Origin of the sequence: Sphingopyxis yananensis (assembly GCF_020687785.1) — a bacterium.
GTDB lineage: Bacteria > Pseudomonadota > Alphaproteobacteria > Sphingomonadales > Sphingomonadaceae > Sphingopyxis > Sphingopyxis yananensis.
Map to the genome: position 1 here is coordinate 13,019 of NZ_JAJEWI010000005.1, position 17,291 is coordinate 30,309.

Consider the following 17,291-nt stretch of genomic DNA (forward strand, 5'->3'; position numbering starts at 1 on the left):
GCTTCTTCCTTCGTCGCTGGGGGGTCCGCGATACATGAAAATCCCGCCGCAGGTCAATCTGGCAGGATTATTGCATCATTCTTCCTATGCCATAGCCATGGCGTGCTGGGCAGCAAGCTTCATTGTCTGGGACGCGTGCGACCATCGCTCCAAACGCACCAAAACTACGCCCGCTATCGCTTAATGCGCCGCCTGCGGTCCGCGCACCACGCCCGACAGGGCCAATTGCGCGTCAATAGCCGCCAGCAAACGGTCCAAACCGGCCTGATCATGCGATTCCGCCCGCGCCACCAGCACATCTTGGGTATTGGACGCCCTCAGCAGCCACCAGCCATCTTCGTTCAGCACCCGCGCACCATCCGTGCGGTCGACCGTCGCACCGCTGTCGCCAAGACGGGCCAGCACTTCGTCGATCACCGCGAATTTCCGGCTTTCGTCCACTTGAAAGCGCATTTCGGGCGTGTTGACCCATTCGGCCATCTGGGACCGCATATCGGTGACACTGGTCCCCAGCAAGGTCGCCGCTTCCATCAAACGCACCGCAGCATAGGGCGCGTCGTCATAGCCATAATAACGATCCGCGAAAAAGATATGGCCGCTCATTTCGCCGGCCAAAGGACTGCCAGTTTCTTTCATCTTGGCTTTGATCAGGCTGTGCCCAGTTTTCCACATCAGCGGCTGTCCGCCGAGTTCTTTGACGCGGTCAAATAAGGCTTGGCTGGCCTTCACATCGGCAATCACCGTCGCCCCGCCATGGCCTTGCAGCACCGCTGCCGCATAGATTTGCAGCAATTGGTCGCCCCAAATCACACGGCCCTGCCCGTCAATGGCGCCGATTCGGTCGCCATCTCCATCGAAAGCGACACCAAAATCGAGGCTTCTTTCGGCGACAAGCTTGCGCAGATCCGCCAGATTCGCCTCATCAGTGGGATCGGGATGGTGGTTGGGAAAATGTCCGTCAACATCGGTGAACAGCAAATGATGCTCCCCCGGCAAACGCTGGGTCAATTTTTCGATCACTGGCCCAGCGGCCCCATTGCCCGCGTCCCAAGCCATGCGGAAAGGACGCCCATCTACACCGAAACCGCTGAAATCTTGGACCAACCGATCCACATAAGCGTCGACGATATCCAAATGCTGCGCGCTTCCCTGACCGCTGTCCCAATCCCCAGCCGCCGCCATCTGTCCCAATTGGATAATGTCCGCGCCAAAAAATGGTCGGCCCTGAAACACCATTTTGAAGCCATTATAATTGGCGGGGTTGTGGCTGCCGGTTATTTCTATACCGCCATCCACTGGCTGGGTTGATGCCGCATAATATAGCATGGGTGTTGGCCCCATACCAATGCGCAGGGCATTCACACCCGCATCCATGATGCCCGACACCAGCGCTTCTTCCAGCATCGGCGATGACAAACGGCCGTCATATCCCACCGCAATGGATGAACCGCCTGCTCGCCCGATCAGGGTCGCAAAGCTGCGGCCAATCGCATAGGCGTCCTGCGCGGTCAGATTGTCATCCACTATGCCGCGAATGTCATATTCGCGCAAAATAGTCGGGTGGAAACTATGGGTCATTTTGGCTCTCTCAGCTTTGGCAGGTCTGGCAATGGGGCTGGGTTCAAGATGCGCGAACAGCATCCCGATCACCGGCTATTTTATCCCGTTCCGGCAAATTTAGACCCGCCATCGCTTCGCGCAATTCCTGCCGCGCCACCACATGGCCCATGCCCATGCCGCCCAAATGGTCTTTGTCCAGCAAAGTCAGGCCAGCGGGGAATAGTTCACGGTAAATCACGCGTTCCCCAAGACCCGGAATCACACGAAAACCGACGCGGCGTGACAATTGTTGCAAGGCCTCGCCCACCCGCACCATATTTTTCGCTTCAATATGTTGCAGGCGGTTGCGCAGCACGATCCAATCCACTTGCCGCCCATCATTTTTCGCCCGCGTCTTGCGCGTGTCCCAAATCAGTTCGGAATAAAAGCTGGGCCGCGTGACCTGAAATGTTTCGGGATGCACCTGCCCGATCAAGTCAAAGTCAATGAAACTGTCGTTCATCGGCGTAATCAGCGTATCGGCGGTGGTCGCAATATGGCGGGCAAACATGTCGTCACGGCCCGGTGTGTCGGCAATAAAATAATCGGCGCCATCGACCATCGACGCCACATGGGCATCCAATTCTTCCAAAGTCGATCCTTGAAACACCTCGAAACGCGGCATCGGCAGATCTAGACCGCGCCGACGCGCTGTTTCCACACGATTTTCCAAATAGCGATAGAAGGTCCGCTGACGCGGATCCATGTCCAATCCCGCCACGCGATAGCCTTGCGCGGCCAAAGCCACCGCAAAATGTACGGCACAGGTCGATTTTCCTGTTCCGCCTTTTTCATTCGCGAATATAATCCGGTGAGGCGCTTGTGCTGTCATGACCGTTGCGATTTTCCTGTTGGCGCGGCATGGCATCCGCATAGTGGTGCATAAGCGCCGCCAATATCGGAGGCAGAGCTAGGGTGCAAATCATCCGTGATATCGCCGCCCTTCGTCACGCCATTAGCGCGATGAGACAAGGCGGCAAGACAATAGCGTTGGTCCCAACCATGGGCGCGCTACACGAAGGGCATATGTCCTTGGTGAAAAAGGCTAAAACCTTGGCCGACCATGTGGTGGTGTCGATTTTCGTCAACCCCACACAATTTGGCCCCAATGAAGATTTCGACGCCTATCCCCGCGACGAACAAAAAGATGGCGCGATGCTGGCCGAAGCCGCCGTGTCTATATTGTGGGCACCGGACGTCAGCGTCATGTATCCCCCTGGCCATGTCACCCATGTCGAGGTGGCCGAGTTGGGCGCTGATTTCTGCGGCGCGGCCCGGCCCGGCCATTTTGATGGTGTCGCCACCGTCGTATCCAAATTGCTGAATCAAGTGCGGCCTGACATCGCGATTTTCGGCGAAAAAGATTGGCAGCAACTGGCGATCATCCGCCAATTTGTGCGCGATTTGGATTTCCCCGTCGACATTATCGGGGCACCTATCGCCCGCGCTGCCGACGGTTTGGCCCTGTCATCGCGCAACGCCTATTTAACCCCGCAACAGCGCAGCGACGCGGTCCATTTGTCTGAGGCATTGAATCGCGCCGCCCAAGCGATTGCGGCGGGTGAAAATGTCGCGTCAGTGCTGGCCAAGGCCGAACAAGCGATTATCGCTGGCGGCTTTGATAGTGTCGATTATCTGGCCCTGACGAACAAGGACACGCTGGCCCGTCTGGACCAATATAGCGGCCCCGCCCGTTTGCTGGCCGCCGCGCGCATGGGCAAAACCCGCCTGCTCGACAATCTGGCCGTCGGCTAAGGCCACCCATACCCCAGCTTCCGACGCGGCGTCCGCTCATTGTGAGCGCGACTCGGAAACTGGGCCAAGCTTTGACACCGCCCCGCTGCAATGGGCGCAAGATATTATAACCATAACGATTACTTACCCCCCGCCGTATCGCGTTTAACAGTAAATTTACCAAATTCCCGCGACCATCGCCTTCTAAACATGTCACCAACAGATAGGGGGGAGGGTATCGGATGACCCATATTGCAACACAGGCGGACCCCAGAATCCGCACAGCCATTCATGCCGCGCAGCACGGCGATCTTCATGCCTGCTTCGATTTGGGCGTCGCTTATTCGACAGGGGCCAATGGAATGCCGCTGGATTTGGTACAGGCCCATAAATGGTTCAACCTTGCCGCGATCCAAGGCAGCAGCGAAGGCCAATATTGCCGCGCCGAAATCGCCCGCGAAATGTCCCGCGCCGATATTGCCGAAGCCCAGCGTCAGGCCCGCGCTTGGCTGTCCGTCCCCGCGCAAAATGGGAATGAGGCTGCTCTAGCCCCTGCCATGCAGCATTGACGGGCGCACCGCACAGTCCAAAACGACTCGCCGCTTGGCCCTAGGATAAAGGCCCTAGCCGTGCCGAAACGGCAAATGGCCCGACAAATATTGCATTTCCGCTTCTTCTGCGCGCGACTCATGCGCCAAGAATTCGGCCACCGCCGCGCGGAAACTGGGGTTTGGCAAATAATGGGCCGACCAAGTCGCCATGGGCGCATAGCCACGCGCCAATTTATGCCCGCCCTGCGCCCCTGCCTCGACCCGCGTCAAACCGCGTGCAATCGCCACATCGATGGCGCGGTAATAACAAAGTTCGAAATGCAAATAGGGGATGTCCATAACACAGCCCCAATAACGGCCATATAGGGCATCGCTGCCCAGAAAATGCATCGCCCCTGCCACAGGCTGATCATCTTGATAGGCCAGCATCAAGATGATCTGATCGGCCATAACAGCCCCCATCAAATCAAAGGCCGCACGGGTTAAATAAGGCGTGCCCCATTTGCGCGCGCCCGTGTCTTGATAAAAGGCCCACATGGCGTCCCAGTGGTCGGGCCGAATATGTGCGCCCGTCACCTCTTCTATTCGCAATCCTTCAAGCGCCCGCGCGCGTTCTTTGCGCAATTGCTTGCGCTTTTGTGACGTCAAGCCGCCCAGAAAATCCTCAAAACTGCCATAGCCCTGGTTGTGAAAATGAAATTGAATGTCGCGCCGGATCAGCCAACCTGCCTGTTCAAACAGCGGAATCTGCCCCGCCTCAACAAAGGTCGCATGGGCGGAGCTCAGCTCATTTTGCTGCACCACGGCTTCGGCAGCGCGAATCAGCAACAGCGCCGCTTCATCGTCCACCGCCAACAGCCTTGGTCCGGGCACAGGGGTAAAGGGCGATGCGATTTGCAGCTTGGGATAATAGGACCCGCCCGCCCGATGCCATGCATCGGCCCAGCCATGATCGAACACATATTCGCCTTGGCTGTGCGATTTTAAATAAGCGGGCGCAGCGGCCAACAAAGCCCCATCCGCGCCGCGCACCGTCAAAGGGGCCGGTTGCCATCCAGTGCCCTCACCAACACTGCCCGACTGTTCCAACAAATGTAGAAAAGCATGGCTGACAAAGGGGTTGCCCCCATCATGCAGCGCATCCCATTGCTGTGGGTCCAGCGCGGACAGGCCGGTTTCCAAGGCTATGGTCCGGCCCATATCCGTCATCAGGCGGGGCGCACCGCCAAAATGGCGTCAATTTCCACCGCCGCGCCCAGCGGCAACACCGCCACGCCCACAGCGGCGCGGGCATGACGGCCCGCATCACCGAACAGCATTTCAAACAATTCCGACGCGCCATTGGCCACCTTGGCTTGGTCGGTGAAGTGCGGCGCGCTGTTCACAAAGCAGCCCAGCTTCACGACCTTTTCGACCCGCGAAAAATCACCATCCAGCGCGTTGCCAATTTGGGCCAGCAACATCAACGCACAGCGGCGCGCCGCGTCATAGCCGCCCGCAATATCGACATTCACGCCCAAACGGCCCGTCACCACCTGCCCATTGTCAAAGGGTAATTGGCCGCTGATATACAGCATTCCGCCATGCTCGACATAGGGTACATAAGCCGCGACAGGGGCCGCTGCGGCTGGCAGTTCCAGACCCAGTTCGGCAAGCTTCGCTTCGATCGACATATTCTTTCCTTTAGGCAGGTTGCGGCGCTGGGGCCGGCTGATTGTCCTTCATACGGGCCAATATCCACTCGCACGCGGCTGTCCAGTCATCAATCCGTACATGGGCGGCGCGCGATGGCCGCACCTTGTCGGCGATCAAAGGTTCGCCTACCATATGCAAGCGCCACACATCCGGCGCTTCGTCCCGCACGCTGTGGTGGTGATTGGCCAAATCATCGACAAAGACCGCCATCGATGGTTGATATTTTGCCATGATGTCGCGCACCGGCCCACCCTTGCCGCCACGGCTGCCAATCACGGGGGCGTCAATGCCAACGGCCGCCAATTGACGCGCGCGGGCGGCTTGATGCTCTGGCCCAACATTGGTCAAAATGATGATATCCGCGACCTTGGATATTGCCTGTATCGCCTCTATCGCGCCGGATATCGGCAATTGGCGCGCCATTTCATGCGCGAAAAAGGCATCGAGCAAAGGCCAAACTTCGGCTGCTTCCAAGGGCGTGCCGCATTCTTTACGCTTCAAGGCGTTGGCAAAGCTGGTGTCCTCCATTTGGAACATCACACCATGGGCTTCGTCCACCCACTGGGCAAAAGGCACCACCATGTGCATCAACACTTCGTCACAATCTGTGATCAGCAACGGCCTTGCTGCGCCCCTGTTCACCACATCCCTATTCGCTGTGTCCGTCATTGTCATTCCGTCCATCCTTCCGCTTGCTCCAAACGGCGCGCTGCCGCGCCAAAGCTTTGGGCGGAAATGCCCGTTGCATCGGCACAAGCGATTAAATCATCCTCATGCCCCGCCAAAAATTGCAATATAGCGCCCATCACCGCTGGTTCACCCAAGGATGCGCGTAGGGCATCGGGGGTTAAACCCGTCATACCCAGCAATCGTTCACGCCTTGGTTCATCGGACAATATCCACGCCAGCGCCTGAAGCGCCAATATCTGGTCATCATCCCGCACCAACTGACATCCTTATTCCGTCAAACAATTGTATCCGGCCAAGGATTCGCCTAAACAGTGCGCGGACGCAAGCGGGGAAAGCCGAAATCATGGACAAGGCCATTTTGGTCGTTGAGGATAATGAGCTGAACTTGCGCTTGTTCTGCGACTTGCTGAACGCGCCTGGTTTTCAGGCCCACCCCGTCCGCGATGGTCGGGATGCGGTTGATATCGCCCGTAAAGTTAGCCCCGCGTTAATCATCATGGATATTCAGTTGCCGCATGTCAGCGGCCTTGATTTGATCCGCGAACTAAAAATGGACCATGGTCTGCGGTCCGTTCCGATCATGGCGGTAACCGCTTATGCAGGCAAAGGCGACGAAGAACAAATCCGCGCCGCTGGCGCAGAAGCCTATGTCTCGAAACCGATATCGGTCATCAAATTCATCGAAACCGTCGGCAAATTCGCCTGACCCAAGAGTTGTGATGTAGGCGCCCGCGTCGGCATCATTCACCAATTCATGCTCGGCGATATGTTCGAACCGCACAAAGCAAAAGGGCGGCCCATTGGACCGCCCCGATATTTCAGATGACCCGTGGGTCATTCCAAAATTAAGCCATTTCAAACCACATGAATTTTCATCATGTGGGAAGGGATCACTTGATCTTGGCTTCTTTGAATTCAACATGCTTGCGCACGACGGGGTCGTATTTGCGCTGCAGCATCTTTTCCGTCATCGTGCGTGGGTTCTTCTTGGTGACGTAGAAAAAGCCCGTGTCAGCGGTGCTCACCAGCTTGATCTTGACGGTTGTCGGCTTGGCCATGGCCCTGTTCCTCGAAAAATCTGCACATCTGCTAGGCTATCCAGCAAATGCGGCGGGACTGGTGGCCCCGGCGGTTTGTGAAAATAAATATAGGGCAGCGCGTGATGCGCACGGCCCTATTCAATCGGCGGTCATCTGGCGGGATTCGCACATTATGTCAAGGGCAAGCCAGCCGGTCGCGGTGCATTTCCATGAAAATAGCATGAAATGCTGCAAAATCCCGTCCAGCCACCCCAGACATCGCCCCAACTAGGCCCCAAATGGATTCCAAATGGGGCCAAGAATCAGCGATGAGCCAAGCGCTGGGCGACCTGATCCTTGTCGATCAGTGGCAATAATTCCCCCATATCCGGCCCATGGTCCAGCCCCGTCACGGCGCGGCGCAGCGGCAGAAACAGCGCGCGGCCCTTGGCCCCGCTGGCGTCCTTGGCGGCGCTGGTCAGGCTTTTCCAAGCCTGATAGTCCCATTCCACCGACGCAATCGCCGCCGCCGCCGCATCCAATACCGCAAGCGACTCAGACTCTGGTGCGGGCGGCGTAAACGGACCTTCAAAAATTGGGGTCCAATCTGCCGCTTCGGACAAAGCGTTCAAATTCGGGCGAATCGCATTCCAACGCGCTTCGGTAATGCTGGCGGGCAAACGGTCGGCCACATCGGCATAGCTGCGCTGGTGCAATATTTTTTGGTTGACCAATTCCAGCTCCGCTTCGTCAAAGCGGGCGGGTGCACGGCCAAAGCGGGCAAAGTCGATGGTCGCCACCAAAGCTTCTACGTCCGTCGACGGCTCCACCGGATCGCTGGTGCCCAAACGCGCCAGCAGCGACACAATCGCCATCGGTTCAATACCAGATTCGCGCAGCGCGCCCATGCCCAGCGAACCCAGACGCTTGGACAGCTTGCCTTCGGTGCCAACCAGCAGCGCCTCATGCGCGAATTGCGGCGGAACCGCACCCAAGGCTTCAAACATTTGCGCCTGCGCTGCGGTATTCGACACATGGTCTTCGCCGCGCACCACATGGGTGATGCCCATATCAATATCGTCGATCACCGATGGCAACAGATACAGCCAGCTGCCATCTGCACGGCGGATCACAGGGTCCGACATCGTCTTGGGGTCAAAGCTTTGGTCACCGCGCACCATGTCGGTCCATGTGATCGGCGCATCATAGCTCAGCTTGAATCGCCAGTGCGGGGCAACGCCTCCGGGCACCGGAGCATCGGGGTCTTTGCGTTCATAAATCGGCGGCAAACCACGCGATGCCAGCACCTTGCGGCGAATATCCAATTCTTCGGGCGTTTCATAGCAGGGGTAAACCCGTCCGGCCGCCTTCAGCTTTTCAAATTCACGTTCATACAGGTCGAAACGGGCCGACTGTCGTTCTTCGCCATCATAGTTCAGGCCCAACCACGCCAGATCGGCGCGAATAGAGGTCACATGTTCCTCTTTGCTGCGCTCCAAATCCGTATCGTCGATACGCAGCAGGAAACGCCCGCCATGCTTTCGAGCCCACATCCAATTGTGCAGGGCGGTGCGAACATTACCGACATGCAGGGTGCCGGTGGGCGAAGGAGCAAAACGTGTTACGACTGTCATATCTGCGCCTATAAACTTTTTTCCGATAAAGGCGAGTGGTGCATTGTGCATCTTAAGCGCCGCCCTGCATGCGCCACAGCACCAAAGGCGACCTCTGGCTCGGGGTGCTAAAAATATCACAGCATCCAGCAAAAGAATTTACTGCTGCCGTTCCGGCGATACTTTTGTCACCGGCCCGTCATTCTTGCTTCATAAGGAAGCCATGATTTGACAGGGGACAATATCATGACATTCCGCACAGTCGCGCTGGCAACGGCCAGCTTTTCGGCCATGATCGCTGTTCAAGCCCAAGCGCAGAACGCATCAGCCCAAACGGACAACACACAAAACGACATCATCGTCACGGCGCAGTTGCGCGAGCAAGACGCGATTGAGGTTCCGATCACGCTAACCACGCTCAGCAGCGAAGAATTGGAACGCTTTGGCCTGAATGAGTTGGACAAATTGTCGCGCTTTGTGCCGGGCTTTGTCGTGCAGAACCAATCGCCCAACAATCCCGGCTTTGTCATGCGCGGGATTACGTCCGACAGCGGAACGGCCACCGCCGAACCGCGTGTCTCTGTCTATCAAGACGGCATTTCCATTTCCAAATCACGCGGCAGCTATGTCGAATTATTCGATATGGAACGGGTGGAAATTGCCAAGGGCCCGCAATCGACCCTTTATGGTCGCGGCGCATTGATCGGCGCGGTCAATCTGATTCAGAATAAGGCCAACCCCAATAAGCGCGAAGGGGCAGCGTCTTTTTCCTATGGCAATTATAACGCCATCACCAGCGAAGCGATGGTCAACCTGCCAATTGGCGAGGCCAGCGCCATTCGTGTGGCGGGGCGGCTGCGCACCCGCGATGGCTATACCGAAAATCTGCTGGGCGGCGAAGATTTCAACTCGGCGGACACCCGTGCCATTCGCGGGGCCTTTCATACCGAAACAGGCGGCCTGACCTTTGACCTGATCGGCAATTATCAAAAGGACCGTCCTGCTGGCACAGCATTTAAGTCCATCGCCTTCACCCCCACCGACCCCGTCACTGGCGCCGTGGTGGGAACGCGGGGCCGCAACAGCGGGGCCGCCCTGTCGACGGGCGCGCGCTTCGAAGATGACAAGGCCCTTGGCCTCAACCGCAAGGTCTGGGGCGTTACCGGCCTAGCAAAATGGGAATTGAATGATCGGGTCGCGCTGACATCCAACACCGCCTATCGCAAATTTAACGCGCTGGAAATTTTCGACGCAGACGGCATCTCGCTGCCGCTGCTCAGCGCCGCCGAAGACGCCCGCGGCAAGCAATTCACCCAAGAATTGCGCCTGTCCTATTCCGATGGTCCGATTAACGCCTTTGTCGGTGCCAGCTATTTTTATGAAAATGGATCGCAGCGCACGCCATCGCAATTTGACGAACGCATGGCTTTGGCACGCTTTGCAGGGGCGTTGCATGGCGGCGGCCTCATCCCCGGCCGTCCCGCAACCGACCCTGCACCTGCCGCCTTTTTCGACAATAGCGCCTTCACCGCCGCCCTGTTGCAAGGCGTGGCTGGCAGCTATGGCTATGCTCTGGATCCCGTCGTCGCCAATGGCATCGCGGCCAATTTGAAATCCAGCCATTTGGAAACCGCCACCAACGCGTCGCGCACCCGCGCCTATGACATTTTTGGCGATATTAGCATTGCCTTGTCCGATCAGTTCGAAATCGGTGCCGGCCTGCGTTACACCCATGACGACAAGCGCACGCGCTATTCGTCGCAAAGCTTAAATGGTCGTTCGATCTTGGGCGGATTTTTGGGGGCAATGGGCTTAGCCTCGCCGCAGCGCGAGCAATTGCTGGGCGGCCTTGCCGTCCCCGGTGCGGCCAACATTCCGCCATCGCTGGCCTATCCCGTGCCGATCTTCGGTCTGGCCCAGCAACCCACCAACAATAATGGCGATGTGGACGAAGCGGAACTGAGCAGCGGCGGCTTTAGCTGGCGTTTGACCGCCCGTTATATGCCCAGCGACGACAGCAGCATCTATGCCACTTACTCACGCGGCCGCCGTCCCGAACTATTGTCGGTGCGCGGGCCGGCTGTTCCCTTTGGCGACAGCATCTTCGCCGTGCTGCCCGCTGAAACAGTCGACAGCTATGAAATTGGGGCCAAGACCGCCTTTGCCAATCGCACCATCTTTGTGGACGGCGCGATTTTCTATTATCAATATGATAATTTCCAAACCGTCATTCAGGACGGCACGCAATTTATCACGACCAATGCGGGCAAAGCGTCCAGCTATGGCTTTGAGGGACAGGTTCGCTGGGTGCCCAGCGATATGTTCAGCCTGTTCGCGACCTATGGCTATAATCATGGGCGGTTCAAAACGGGTGTGCGCGATGGCAATCACTTCCGCCTGAATCCGGACCATAGCGCCGCTATTGGGGCCATATTGTCCGTGCCCGCTGGCAAGGGCCGATTCAGCTTCTCACCCAGCTTGTCGGTGCAATCGAAAATCTTCTTTGACGATGACAATGATCGCAGCGACTTGCAGCAACCACCAGCCGCTTTGGTCGCCGACAATATCGTCGACGAACTGCAATCGGGCTATGCCTTGCTGAACGCCCGCTTGGGCTATGAAGACGCGGACGGCCAATGGCGCGTCGAATTTTTTGCCGACAATATATTGAACAAAAAATATATTATGGATGCCGGCAATACGGGTGACGGCATTGGCATGCCCACCTTCATCGCGGGCACACCGCGCCTTTATGGTGTGTCGGCCAGCTTCCGCTTTGGCGGCGCACGATGACCGTCAATCGGCGGGCTGCGCTGGGGCTAATCGGCTCTGGCGCGGTATTGCCATCGGTCATCGCCCACGCTGCTCCCACCAAAGGGGCGCAATTCCTGCATGGGGTGGCCAGCGGCGACCCCAGCGCACAGGGTGCAATTTTGTGGACACGGGTCACGCCCGCCAACCCGCAGCATAGCGCCGCCATCCCCCTGCGTTGGCATGTCGCAGAAAGCGCGCAGGGCAGACCAGTGGAAAGCGGCGATGCCGAGGCGCGCCCTGCCCGCGATTTCACCGTCAAGGTGGAACCAAGGCGTCTGCGGGCAGGCCGCGACTATCATTATTGGTTTGAACTGGCCGATGGCACCCGTTCCCCCACCGGACGTTTCCGCACTTTGCCGCGCGGTAAAACCAGCGATGCGGTGCTGGCCGTCGCGTCCTGCCAATTATATTGTGGCGGATTTTTCAACGCTTGGGACCATATCGCCACGCTAGACCGTGTGGATGCCGTCATTCACTTGGGCGACTATATTTATGAATATGGCGCCGATGGTTATGGCGGCGACATTGGCGCGAAATTGGGACGGGTCGTGGAGCCGACCCATGAAATCGTCACCTTAGCCGATTATCGCACCCGCCACGCGCAATATAAGCGCGACTCAATGCTGCAAGCCGCCCATGCCCGCGCGGCCTTCATTTGCGTGTGGGACGATCATGAAACCGCCAATGACGCATGGCTGCATGGCGCGGAAAATCACCAAAGCGAAACAGAGGGCAGCTGGGCCGACCGCAAAGCCGCCGCCATGCAGGCCTATTTTGAATGGATGCCCATTCGCGATGGTCACCCCGACCATCCATGGGACAGCATCAATCGCCATTTCAACTTTGGCGACTTGGCCACGCTGGCGATGGTCGAAACACGGCTGCTGGCGCGCAGCGAGTCGGCTGGCTTCAAAGGCGATGCACCAGTTGGTGAACAAATCCCCACGGTGCTGGCCACCCGCAACGACCCGCAACGCGAATTGCTGGGGCCACAGCAGCAACGATGGTTGGAACAGATTCTTACCCAATCCACTGCCTCTGGCACGCCGTGGCAAGTGATTGGCAATCAAATCGTCATGGCCCGCGTCAACGGCCCCGATTTGGTAAAATTATTGGGCGCAGAAAAAGCCGCTGCCGCGCTGGCCGCTGTTCCCGAAACTTTCCGCGATATTGTGGCCGATACACAGGCCGGATATCGGGCGGGCCTGCCCTTTAATCTGGATGCGTGGGACGGATATCCCGCCGCCCGTGAACGGCTTTACGCCGCCTTTGCCCGTGCGAAATCGGTGCCCTTGGTGCTGGCGGGCGACAGCCATGCATTTTGGGCGAACAACCTCAGCAATGAGGCCGGCGATTATGTTGGCATGGAATTGGCCACATCGGCGATCACCAGCCCATCGATTGGCGATGCGCTGGGCGATTTACCCATTGATCAAATGCTCATCGCATCTAGCAAAGATGTGAAATTCTGCGACCAGAGGGCCAAAGGCTATATTTTGTTGACTCTGTCGCCCACCAAAGCGGTGGCGGATTTCATGGCGATGTCGACCATTTATTCCCCCGACTATCAGGCCCGCAGCATCAAACGCGTGGAAATTCAGGCGGGCGACAAGCAACTGGCCTGAACAAAAAAGCCCTGCACCGTTCCAGTCGGGCAGGGCTTTTGACTTTGTGCAATGGGCGCGGCTTAGGCCGTGCGGAATCCGTGGGTGATTGGGTAACGGCGGTCGCGGCCAAAGTTGCGCGTGCTCAGCTTCACCCCGGGCGGTGCTTGGCGGCGCTTATATTCGGCAATCGCCAACAAACGTTCAATTCGCGCCACGCTGCCGCGATCAAAGCCATAGCGGGCGACAACATCATCGACGCTCGCTTCTTCTTCCACCAGCATGTGCAGCATTCGGTCCAAATCGTCATAGGGCGGCAGGCTGTCGTCATCGCGCTGGTCGGGGCGCAGTTCGGCACTGGGGGGTTTATCGATAATATTCACCGGCATCACCGGCGCAACCTGATTGCGGCTGAGGCGCGGCACATGACTATTGCGCCAACGCGACAGGGCAAAGACCGTTGTTTTATAAGCGTCCTTCAACGGATTATAGCCACCCGCCATATCACCATAAATGGTCGCATAGCCCACGCTCAACTCGCTCTTATTGCCCGTGGTCATCAACATTGGGCCGAATTTGTTGCTCAGCCCCATCAGCGTCACGCCGCGAATCCGCGACTGGATATTTTCCTCTGTGCTATCCACCGCCCTGCCTGCAAAGCTGGGGGCCAGCATCTGATCAAAGGCCGCAGCGGCGGGCGCGATGCTGATCGTGTCCAGACGGCATCCGATCATTTCGGCACAGCCCCGTGCATCGTCCAAACTTTCATCGCTGGTATATTGGCTGGGCAGCATGACGCACCAGACCTTGTCCGGCCCCAAAGCATCGGCCGCCACAGCCGCGCAAATCGCCGAGTCGATGCCGCCCGACAAACCCAACACCACGCCCGGAAAGCCATTGCGCTCGACATAATCGCGCAGCGCCACGACCATGGCGTGATAAATATCGCTGGGGTGGGCTTCCCATTCCGCAATCACGCCCGCATCGACATCCCAGCTGCCATCCGCTTGCTTGGTCCAGCGCGTCACCCGCTCTTCATGGTCCCAATCGACCAAACGATGGCGCAATTCGCCCTTGGCCGACAGCACAAAGGAACAGCCATCAAAGACCAGCTCATCCTGCCCGCCAATGCGGTTCAGAAATGCCAGTGGCAGGCCCGTTTCCGCCACGCGCCGCGCAAAAACATCGGTCAGGCGGCGGTCATCCTTCTCAATTTCAAACGGGCTGCCGTTGACCGACAGCAGAATCTCTGCGCCCTGCGCCTTCAGGTGTCCGCAAACGTCAGGGAACCAACCATCCTCGCAAATCGGCAAGCCCAGCTTTACCCCGCGCCATTCCACCACGTCCGGCAAGGGTCCAGCCGCGAACAACCGCTTTTCATCAAAGGTGCCATAGTTGGGCAATTCATGCTTGCGGCGTACCGCCACCACTTTGCCGCCGTCCAGCAAGGCCACCATATTATATAATTTGCCGTCCACCCGCTCGACAGAACCCACCAACATCGCGGGCCCGCCGTCCGCCGTCTCCGCCGCCAGCTCCGCCATATATTGCGCCGCGCGTTCAATCAGCGCCGGTTTCTGGACCAAATCCTCGGGAGGATATCCGATCAGTTGCAATTCGGGATAAACGATCAAATCGGCGTCTTGGTGCGCCGCCCGCACTTGGCGCATCGCGTCGGCATTGGCGGCCAAATGGCCAATATTTTGCGTCATCTGCGCAAAAATGATGGTGAGCGTATCGGCTGTTGTCATAGCCGCTATCCATAAGCAGCCCGATGCCCCGCCGCAATGCCGCGCGCAGCCCGCGACCCGACCCACTAAGGAATATTCCAACAAAAGTGCGGAATCCGCTTTCAATCTGACCCAAAAGCGCCCCTAAAGACAACAAAACAAACTTCACCCTTCCCCTTAGGCGCTAGGGTGTCTAAGGGGCGCGCAACCTCACCTCGGCGAAAGGGCTTACCACCCCATGAAACTGATTTCCGGCAACAGCAACCTGCCGCTCGCCCGCGCTATCGCGGAATATCTGGAAATTCCTCTGGCCGAAGCAAGCGTGCGCCGCTTTGCTGACGAAGAGGTGTTCGTGGAAATCCACGAAAATGTACGCGGTGAGGATGTGTTTGTCATCCAACCGACGAACTTTCCAGCCAATGACAATCTGATGGAATTGCTGATCGTAACGGACGCCTTGCGTCGTTCGTCGGCCAAGCGCATCACGGCTGTTGTGCCCTATTTCGGCTATGCCCGCCAAGACCGTAAGCCCGGTCCGCGCACGCCCATCTCGGCCAAGCTGGTCGCGAACCTGATCACCACGTCAGGCGCTGACCGCGTACTGGCGATTGACCTGCACGCTGGCCAGATTCAGGGCTTCTTCGACATCCCGACCGACAATCTCTATGCCGCGCCGGTCATGAGCGCGGACATTCAGGCGCGTTTTGGTGACAAGAATCTGATGGTCGTATCGCCCGACGTTGGCGGCGTGGTGCGCGCCCGTGCGCTGGCCAAGCGCCTTGATAACGCCCCACTGGCGATTGTCGACAAGCGCCGCGAACGCGCTGGCGAAAGCGAAGTGATGAACATCATTGGTGATGTCACAGGCCGCTTCTGCATTCTGATCGACGATATCGTCGACTCGGCAGGCACATTGTGCAACGCGGCGGCTGCCCTTAAAGCAGCGGGTGCCGAAGGCGTTGTGGCCTATTGCACCCACGGCGTATTGTCGGGCGGCGCGGTCGCCCGTGTGGACGCCAGCGCGCTGACCGAATTGGTCATCACCGACAGCATCCAACCCACCGATGCCGTCTTGGCCAGCGACAAGGTTCGCGCGCTGACCATCGCCCCGCTGCTGGGTGAAGCGATCAAGCGTATTGCCGACGAAACCAGCGTTTCCTCGCTGTTCGACTAAGCAACGCGCACTAAATTTTCAAAGGGGCTGCCAAGCGATTGGTGGCCCTTTTTCTATTCTAACTTTGGCAACGCCCTGTCTATAGGCCGCACAGACATGGTCACTCTTTCTAGGGCTGGCCCATTGCGCCTAGCTGGGCTAGCGACAGGCCATGTCACTTGAATCCGATCTTCGCCTCGCCAATCGGCTTGCCGATGCCGCCGCCGAGGCTATCCGCCCGCTCTTCCGCGCCGAATTTTCCTATGAAAGCAAAGGCGACGCATCCCCTGTCACCGAAGCCGACCGCGCCGCCGAAGCCGCGATGCGCCGGATTTTGGACAGCGAATTGCCAGCCGATGGCATCATCGGCGAAGAATATGGCACGGAACGCCCCGACGCCTCGCGCCAATGGGTGCTCGACCCCATCGACGGCACGGTCAGCTTCATGGCGGGCCGCCCGATTTTCGGCACGCTGATCGCACTGTTGCAAGATGGCTGGCCCGTCATCGGCATCATCAACCAACCGATCAGCGGCGAACGCTGGGTCGGCGCGCTGGGCAAACCAACGACCTTCAACGGCAAAATCGCCAAGACTCGCCGCTGCCGCGAACTCAAGGATGCCAGCCTCGCCAGCAGCGGCCCGCAATATTTCAGCGATCATGAAGGCGAGCATTTCATGAATCTCGCCTCCAAAACCGCGCACAAGCGCATGTTGTTCGGCGGCGATTGCTATAATTATGGCCTGCTGGCCAGCGGCCATATCGATCTGGTCGTCGAATCCGGCCTGAAACTTTATGATTACGCCGCCCATGTCTCCATCGTCGAAGGCGCGGGCGGCCAAATGTGCGATTGGAATGGCGACCCGCTACACGCCAACAGCGAAGGCCATGTCATCGCGCTGGGCGACCCCGCCCGCCTCGATGATGTGATTGAAGCTTTGGCCTGCGATCATTAATCATCAAAACCCGCACCGGAAACGCCCTATCTTGGCGGGATCACTTGCATTTCCGAACGAATCCCGCTACTCGCGCGCCTTCCGCACGATAAGTTGCTGACCTGCCTGGCTGTAAGGGCTGCCAGGGCCGGTCG

General features: G+C 58.2%; 16 protein-coding genes. 7 read left to right on the forward strand and 9 right to left on the reverse strand.

The annotated features are described in order from the left end of the window. Positions 1-180 precede the first annotated feature (180 nt). The gene (gene pgmG, locus LKO31_RS02500; RefSeq protein WP_227688503.1) at positions 181-1,578 is read right to left on the reverse strand and encodes a phosphoglucomutase/phosphomannomutase PgmG; all 1,398 of its coding nucleotides are present in this window, start codon (positions 1,576-1,578) and stop codon (positions 181-183) included. A 43-nt stretch (positions 1,579-1,621) separates the two neighbouring features. Further along, entirely contained in the window at positions 1,622-2,431 is an 810-nt protein-coding gene (locus LKO31_RS02505) for a division plane positioning ATPase MipZ (protein WP_227688504.1), read from the reverse strand. Positions 2,432-2,514: 83 nt separating this feature from the next. Between LKO31_RS02505 and panC the strand changes: the two genes are divergently transcribed. After that, a complete protein-coding gene (gene panC, locus LKO31_RS02510; protein WP_227688505.1) occupies positions 2,515-3,354 on the forward strand; it encodes a pantoate--beta-alanine ligase in 840 nt (279 codons plus the stop codon). A 221-nt stretch (positions 3,355-3,575) separates the two neighbouring features. Further along, entirely contained in the window at positions 3,576-3,902 is a 327-nt protein-coding gene (locus LKO31_RS02515; protein WP_227688506.1) for an SEL1-like repeat protein, read from the forward strand. A gap of 54 nt (positions 3,903-3,956) precedes the next feature. On the opposite strand, the gene LKO31_RS02520 is transcribed toward LKO31_RS02515, so the two are convergent. From LKO31_RS02520 to LKO31_RS02535, 4 genes are read right to left on the reverse strand one after another with little or no spacing between them, the layout of a single operon-like run. Next, on the reverse strand, positions 3,957-5,093 hold the full coding sequence (locus LKO31_RS02520; protein WP_227688507.1) for a GNAT family N-acetyltransferase: 1,137 nt from the start codon (positions 5,091-5,093) through the stop codon (positions 3,957-3,959). After that, positions 5,093-5,557, reverse strand: a complete 465-nt coding sequence (locus LKO31_RS02525) for a RidA family protein (protein WP_227688508.1) — start codon at positions 5,555-5,557, stop codon at positions 5,093-5,095. Before LKO31_RS02525 ends, LKO31_RS02520 begins: the two co-directional genes overlap by 1 nt. Before the next feature lie 10 nt (positions 5,558-5,567). Continuing rightward, the gene (locus LKO31_RS02530) at positions 5,568-6,254 is read right to left on the reverse strand and encodes an HAD family hydrolase (protein WP_227688509.1); all 687 of its coding nucleotides are present in this window, start codon (positions 6,252-6,254) and stop codon (positions 5,568-5,570) included. Continuing rightward, entirely contained in the window at positions 6,251-6,523 is a 273-nt protein-coding gene (locus LKO31_RS02535) for a DUF3572 domain-containing protein (RefSeq protein ID WP_227688510.1), read from the reverse strand. Before LKO31_RS02535 ends, LKO31_RS02530 begins: the two co-directional genes overlap by 4 nt. A gap of 89 nt (positions 6,524-6,612) precedes the next feature. Here LKO31_RS02535 and LKO31_RS02540 point away from each other — a divergent pair, with 89 nt between their 5' ends. Then, positions 6,613-6,975, forward strand: a complete 363-nt coding sequence (locus LKO31_RS02540; RefSeq protein ID WP_227688511.1) for a response regulator — start codon at positions 6,613-6,615, stop codon at positions 6,973-6,975. Positions 6,976-7,159: 184 nt separating this feature from the next. Here LKO31_RS02540 and rpmG read toward each other — a convergent pair whose 3' ends face one another. Together rpmG and LKO31_RS02550 are read right to left on the reverse strand one after the other, a co-directional pair. After that, a complete protein-coding gene (rpmG, locus tag LKO31_RS02545) occupies positions 7,160-7,327 on the reverse strand; it encodes a 50S ribosomal protein L33 (protein WP_227688512.1) in 168 nt (55 codons plus the stop codon). Between the two features lie 284 nt (positions 7,328-7,611). After that, a complete protein-coding gene (locus tag LKO31_RS02550) occupies positions 7,612-8,922 on the reverse strand; it encodes a glutamate--tRNA ligase (protein ID WP_227688513.1) in 1,311 nt (436 codons plus the stop codon). A gap of 225 nt (positions 8,923-9,147) precedes the next feature. On the opposite strand from LKO31_RS02550, the gene LKO31_RS02555 reads away from it, so the two are divergent. Then, entirely contained in the window at positions 9,148-11,694 is a 2,547-nt protein-coding gene (locus LKO31_RS02555) for a TonB-dependent receptor (RefSeq protein ID WP_227688514.1), read from the forward strand. Further along, positions 11,691-13,340, forward strand: a complete 1,650-nt coding sequence (locus LKO31_RS02560) for an alkaline phosphatase D family protein (protein ID WP_227688515.1) — start codon at positions 11,691-11,693, stop codon at positions 13,338-13,340. Before LKO31_RS02555 ends, LKO31_RS02560 begins: the two co-directional genes overlap by 4 nt. 62 nt (positions 13,341-13,402) lie before the next feature. Here LKO31_RS02560 and LKO31_RS02565 read toward each other — a convergent pair whose 3' ends face one another. Beyond that, positions 13,403-15,070 (reverse strand): NAD+ synthase, encoded by a 1,668-nt coding sequence (locus LKO31_RS02565; protein WP_227688516.1) that lies wholly within the window; start codon positions 15,068-15,070, stop codon positions 13,403-13,405. Positions 15,071-15,287: 217 nt separating this feature from the next. Between LKO31_RS02565 and LKO31_RS02570 the strand changes: the two genes are divergently transcribed. Together LKO31_RS02570 and LKO31_RS02575 are read left to right on the forward strand one after the other, a co-directional pair. Further along, positions 15,288-16,223 carry a ribose-phosphate pyrophosphokinase gene (locus LKO31_RS02570; RefSeq protein ID WP_227688517.1) on the forward strand — a complete coding sequence of 312 codons (936 nt, stop codon included), beginning with the start codon at positions 15,288-15,290 and terminating at the stop codon, positions 16,221-16,223. A 151-nt stretch (positions 16,224-16,374) separates the two neighbouring features. After that, entirely contained in the window at positions 16,375-17,157 is a 783-nt protein-coding gene (locus LKO31_RS02575; protein WP_227688518.1) for an inositol monophosphatase family protein, read from the forward strand. Positions 17,158-17,291: the final 134 nt, after the last annotated feature.

Bases quoted from the DNA above. Each gene is read 5' to 3' on its own strand.
- rpmG (WP_227688512.1), bottom strand. From the start codon at position 7,327: ATGGCCAAGCCGACAACCGTCAAGATCAAGCTGGTGAGCACCGCTGAC.
- LKO31_RS02555 (WP_227688514.1), top strand. From the start codon at position 9,148: ATGACATTCCGCACAGTCGCGCTGGCAACGGCCAGCTTTTCGGCCATG.
- LKO31_RS02565 (WP_227688516.1), bottom strand. From the start codon at position 15,070: ATGACAACAGCCGATACGCTCACCATCATTTTTGCGCAGATGACGCAA.
- LKO31_RS02525 (WP_227688508.1), bottom strand. From the start codon at position 5,557: ATGTCGATCGAAGCGAAGCTTGCCGAACTGGGTCTGGAACTGCCAGCC.
- LKO31_RS02570 (WP_227688517.1), top strand. From the start codon at position 15,288: ATGAAACTGATTTCCGGCAACAGCAACCTGCCGCTCGCCCGCGCTATC.
- LKO31_RS02560 (WP_227688515.1), top strand. From the start codon at position 11,691: ATGACCGTCAATCGGCGGGCTGCGCTGGGGCTAATCGGCTCTGGCGCG.
- pgmG (WP_227688503.1), bottom strand. From the start codon at position 1,578: ATGACCCATAGTTTCCACCCGACTATTTTGCGCGAATATGACATTCGC.
- LKO31_RS02515 (WP_227688506.1), top strand. From the start codon at position 3,576: ATGACCCATATTGCAACACAGGCGGACCCCAGAATCCGCACAGCCATT.
- LKO31_RS02520 (WP_227688507.1), bottom strand. From the start codon at position 5,093: ATGACGGATATGGGCCGGACCATAGCCTTGGAAACCGGCCTGTCCGCG.
- LKO31_RS02530 (WP_227688509.1), bottom strand. From the start codon at position 6,254: ATGACAATGACGGACACAGCGAATAGGGATGTGGTGAACAGGGGCGCA.
- LKO31_RS02575 (WP_227688518.1), top strand. From the start codon at position 16,375: ATGTCACTTGAATCCGATCTTCGCCTCGCCAATCGGCTTGCCGATGCC.
- LKO31_RS02550 (WP_227688513.1), bottom strand. From the start codon at position 8,922: ATGACAGTCGTAACACGTTTTGCTCCTTCGCCCACCGGCACCCTGCAT.
- LKO31_RS02540 (WP_227688511.1), top strand. From the start codon at position 6,613: ATGGACAAGGCCATTTTGGTCGTTGAGGATAATGAGCTGAACTTGCGC.
- LKO31_RS02505 (WP_227688504.1), bottom strand. From the start codon at position 2,431: ATGACAGCACAAGCGCCTCACCGGATTATATTCGCGAATGAAAAAGGC.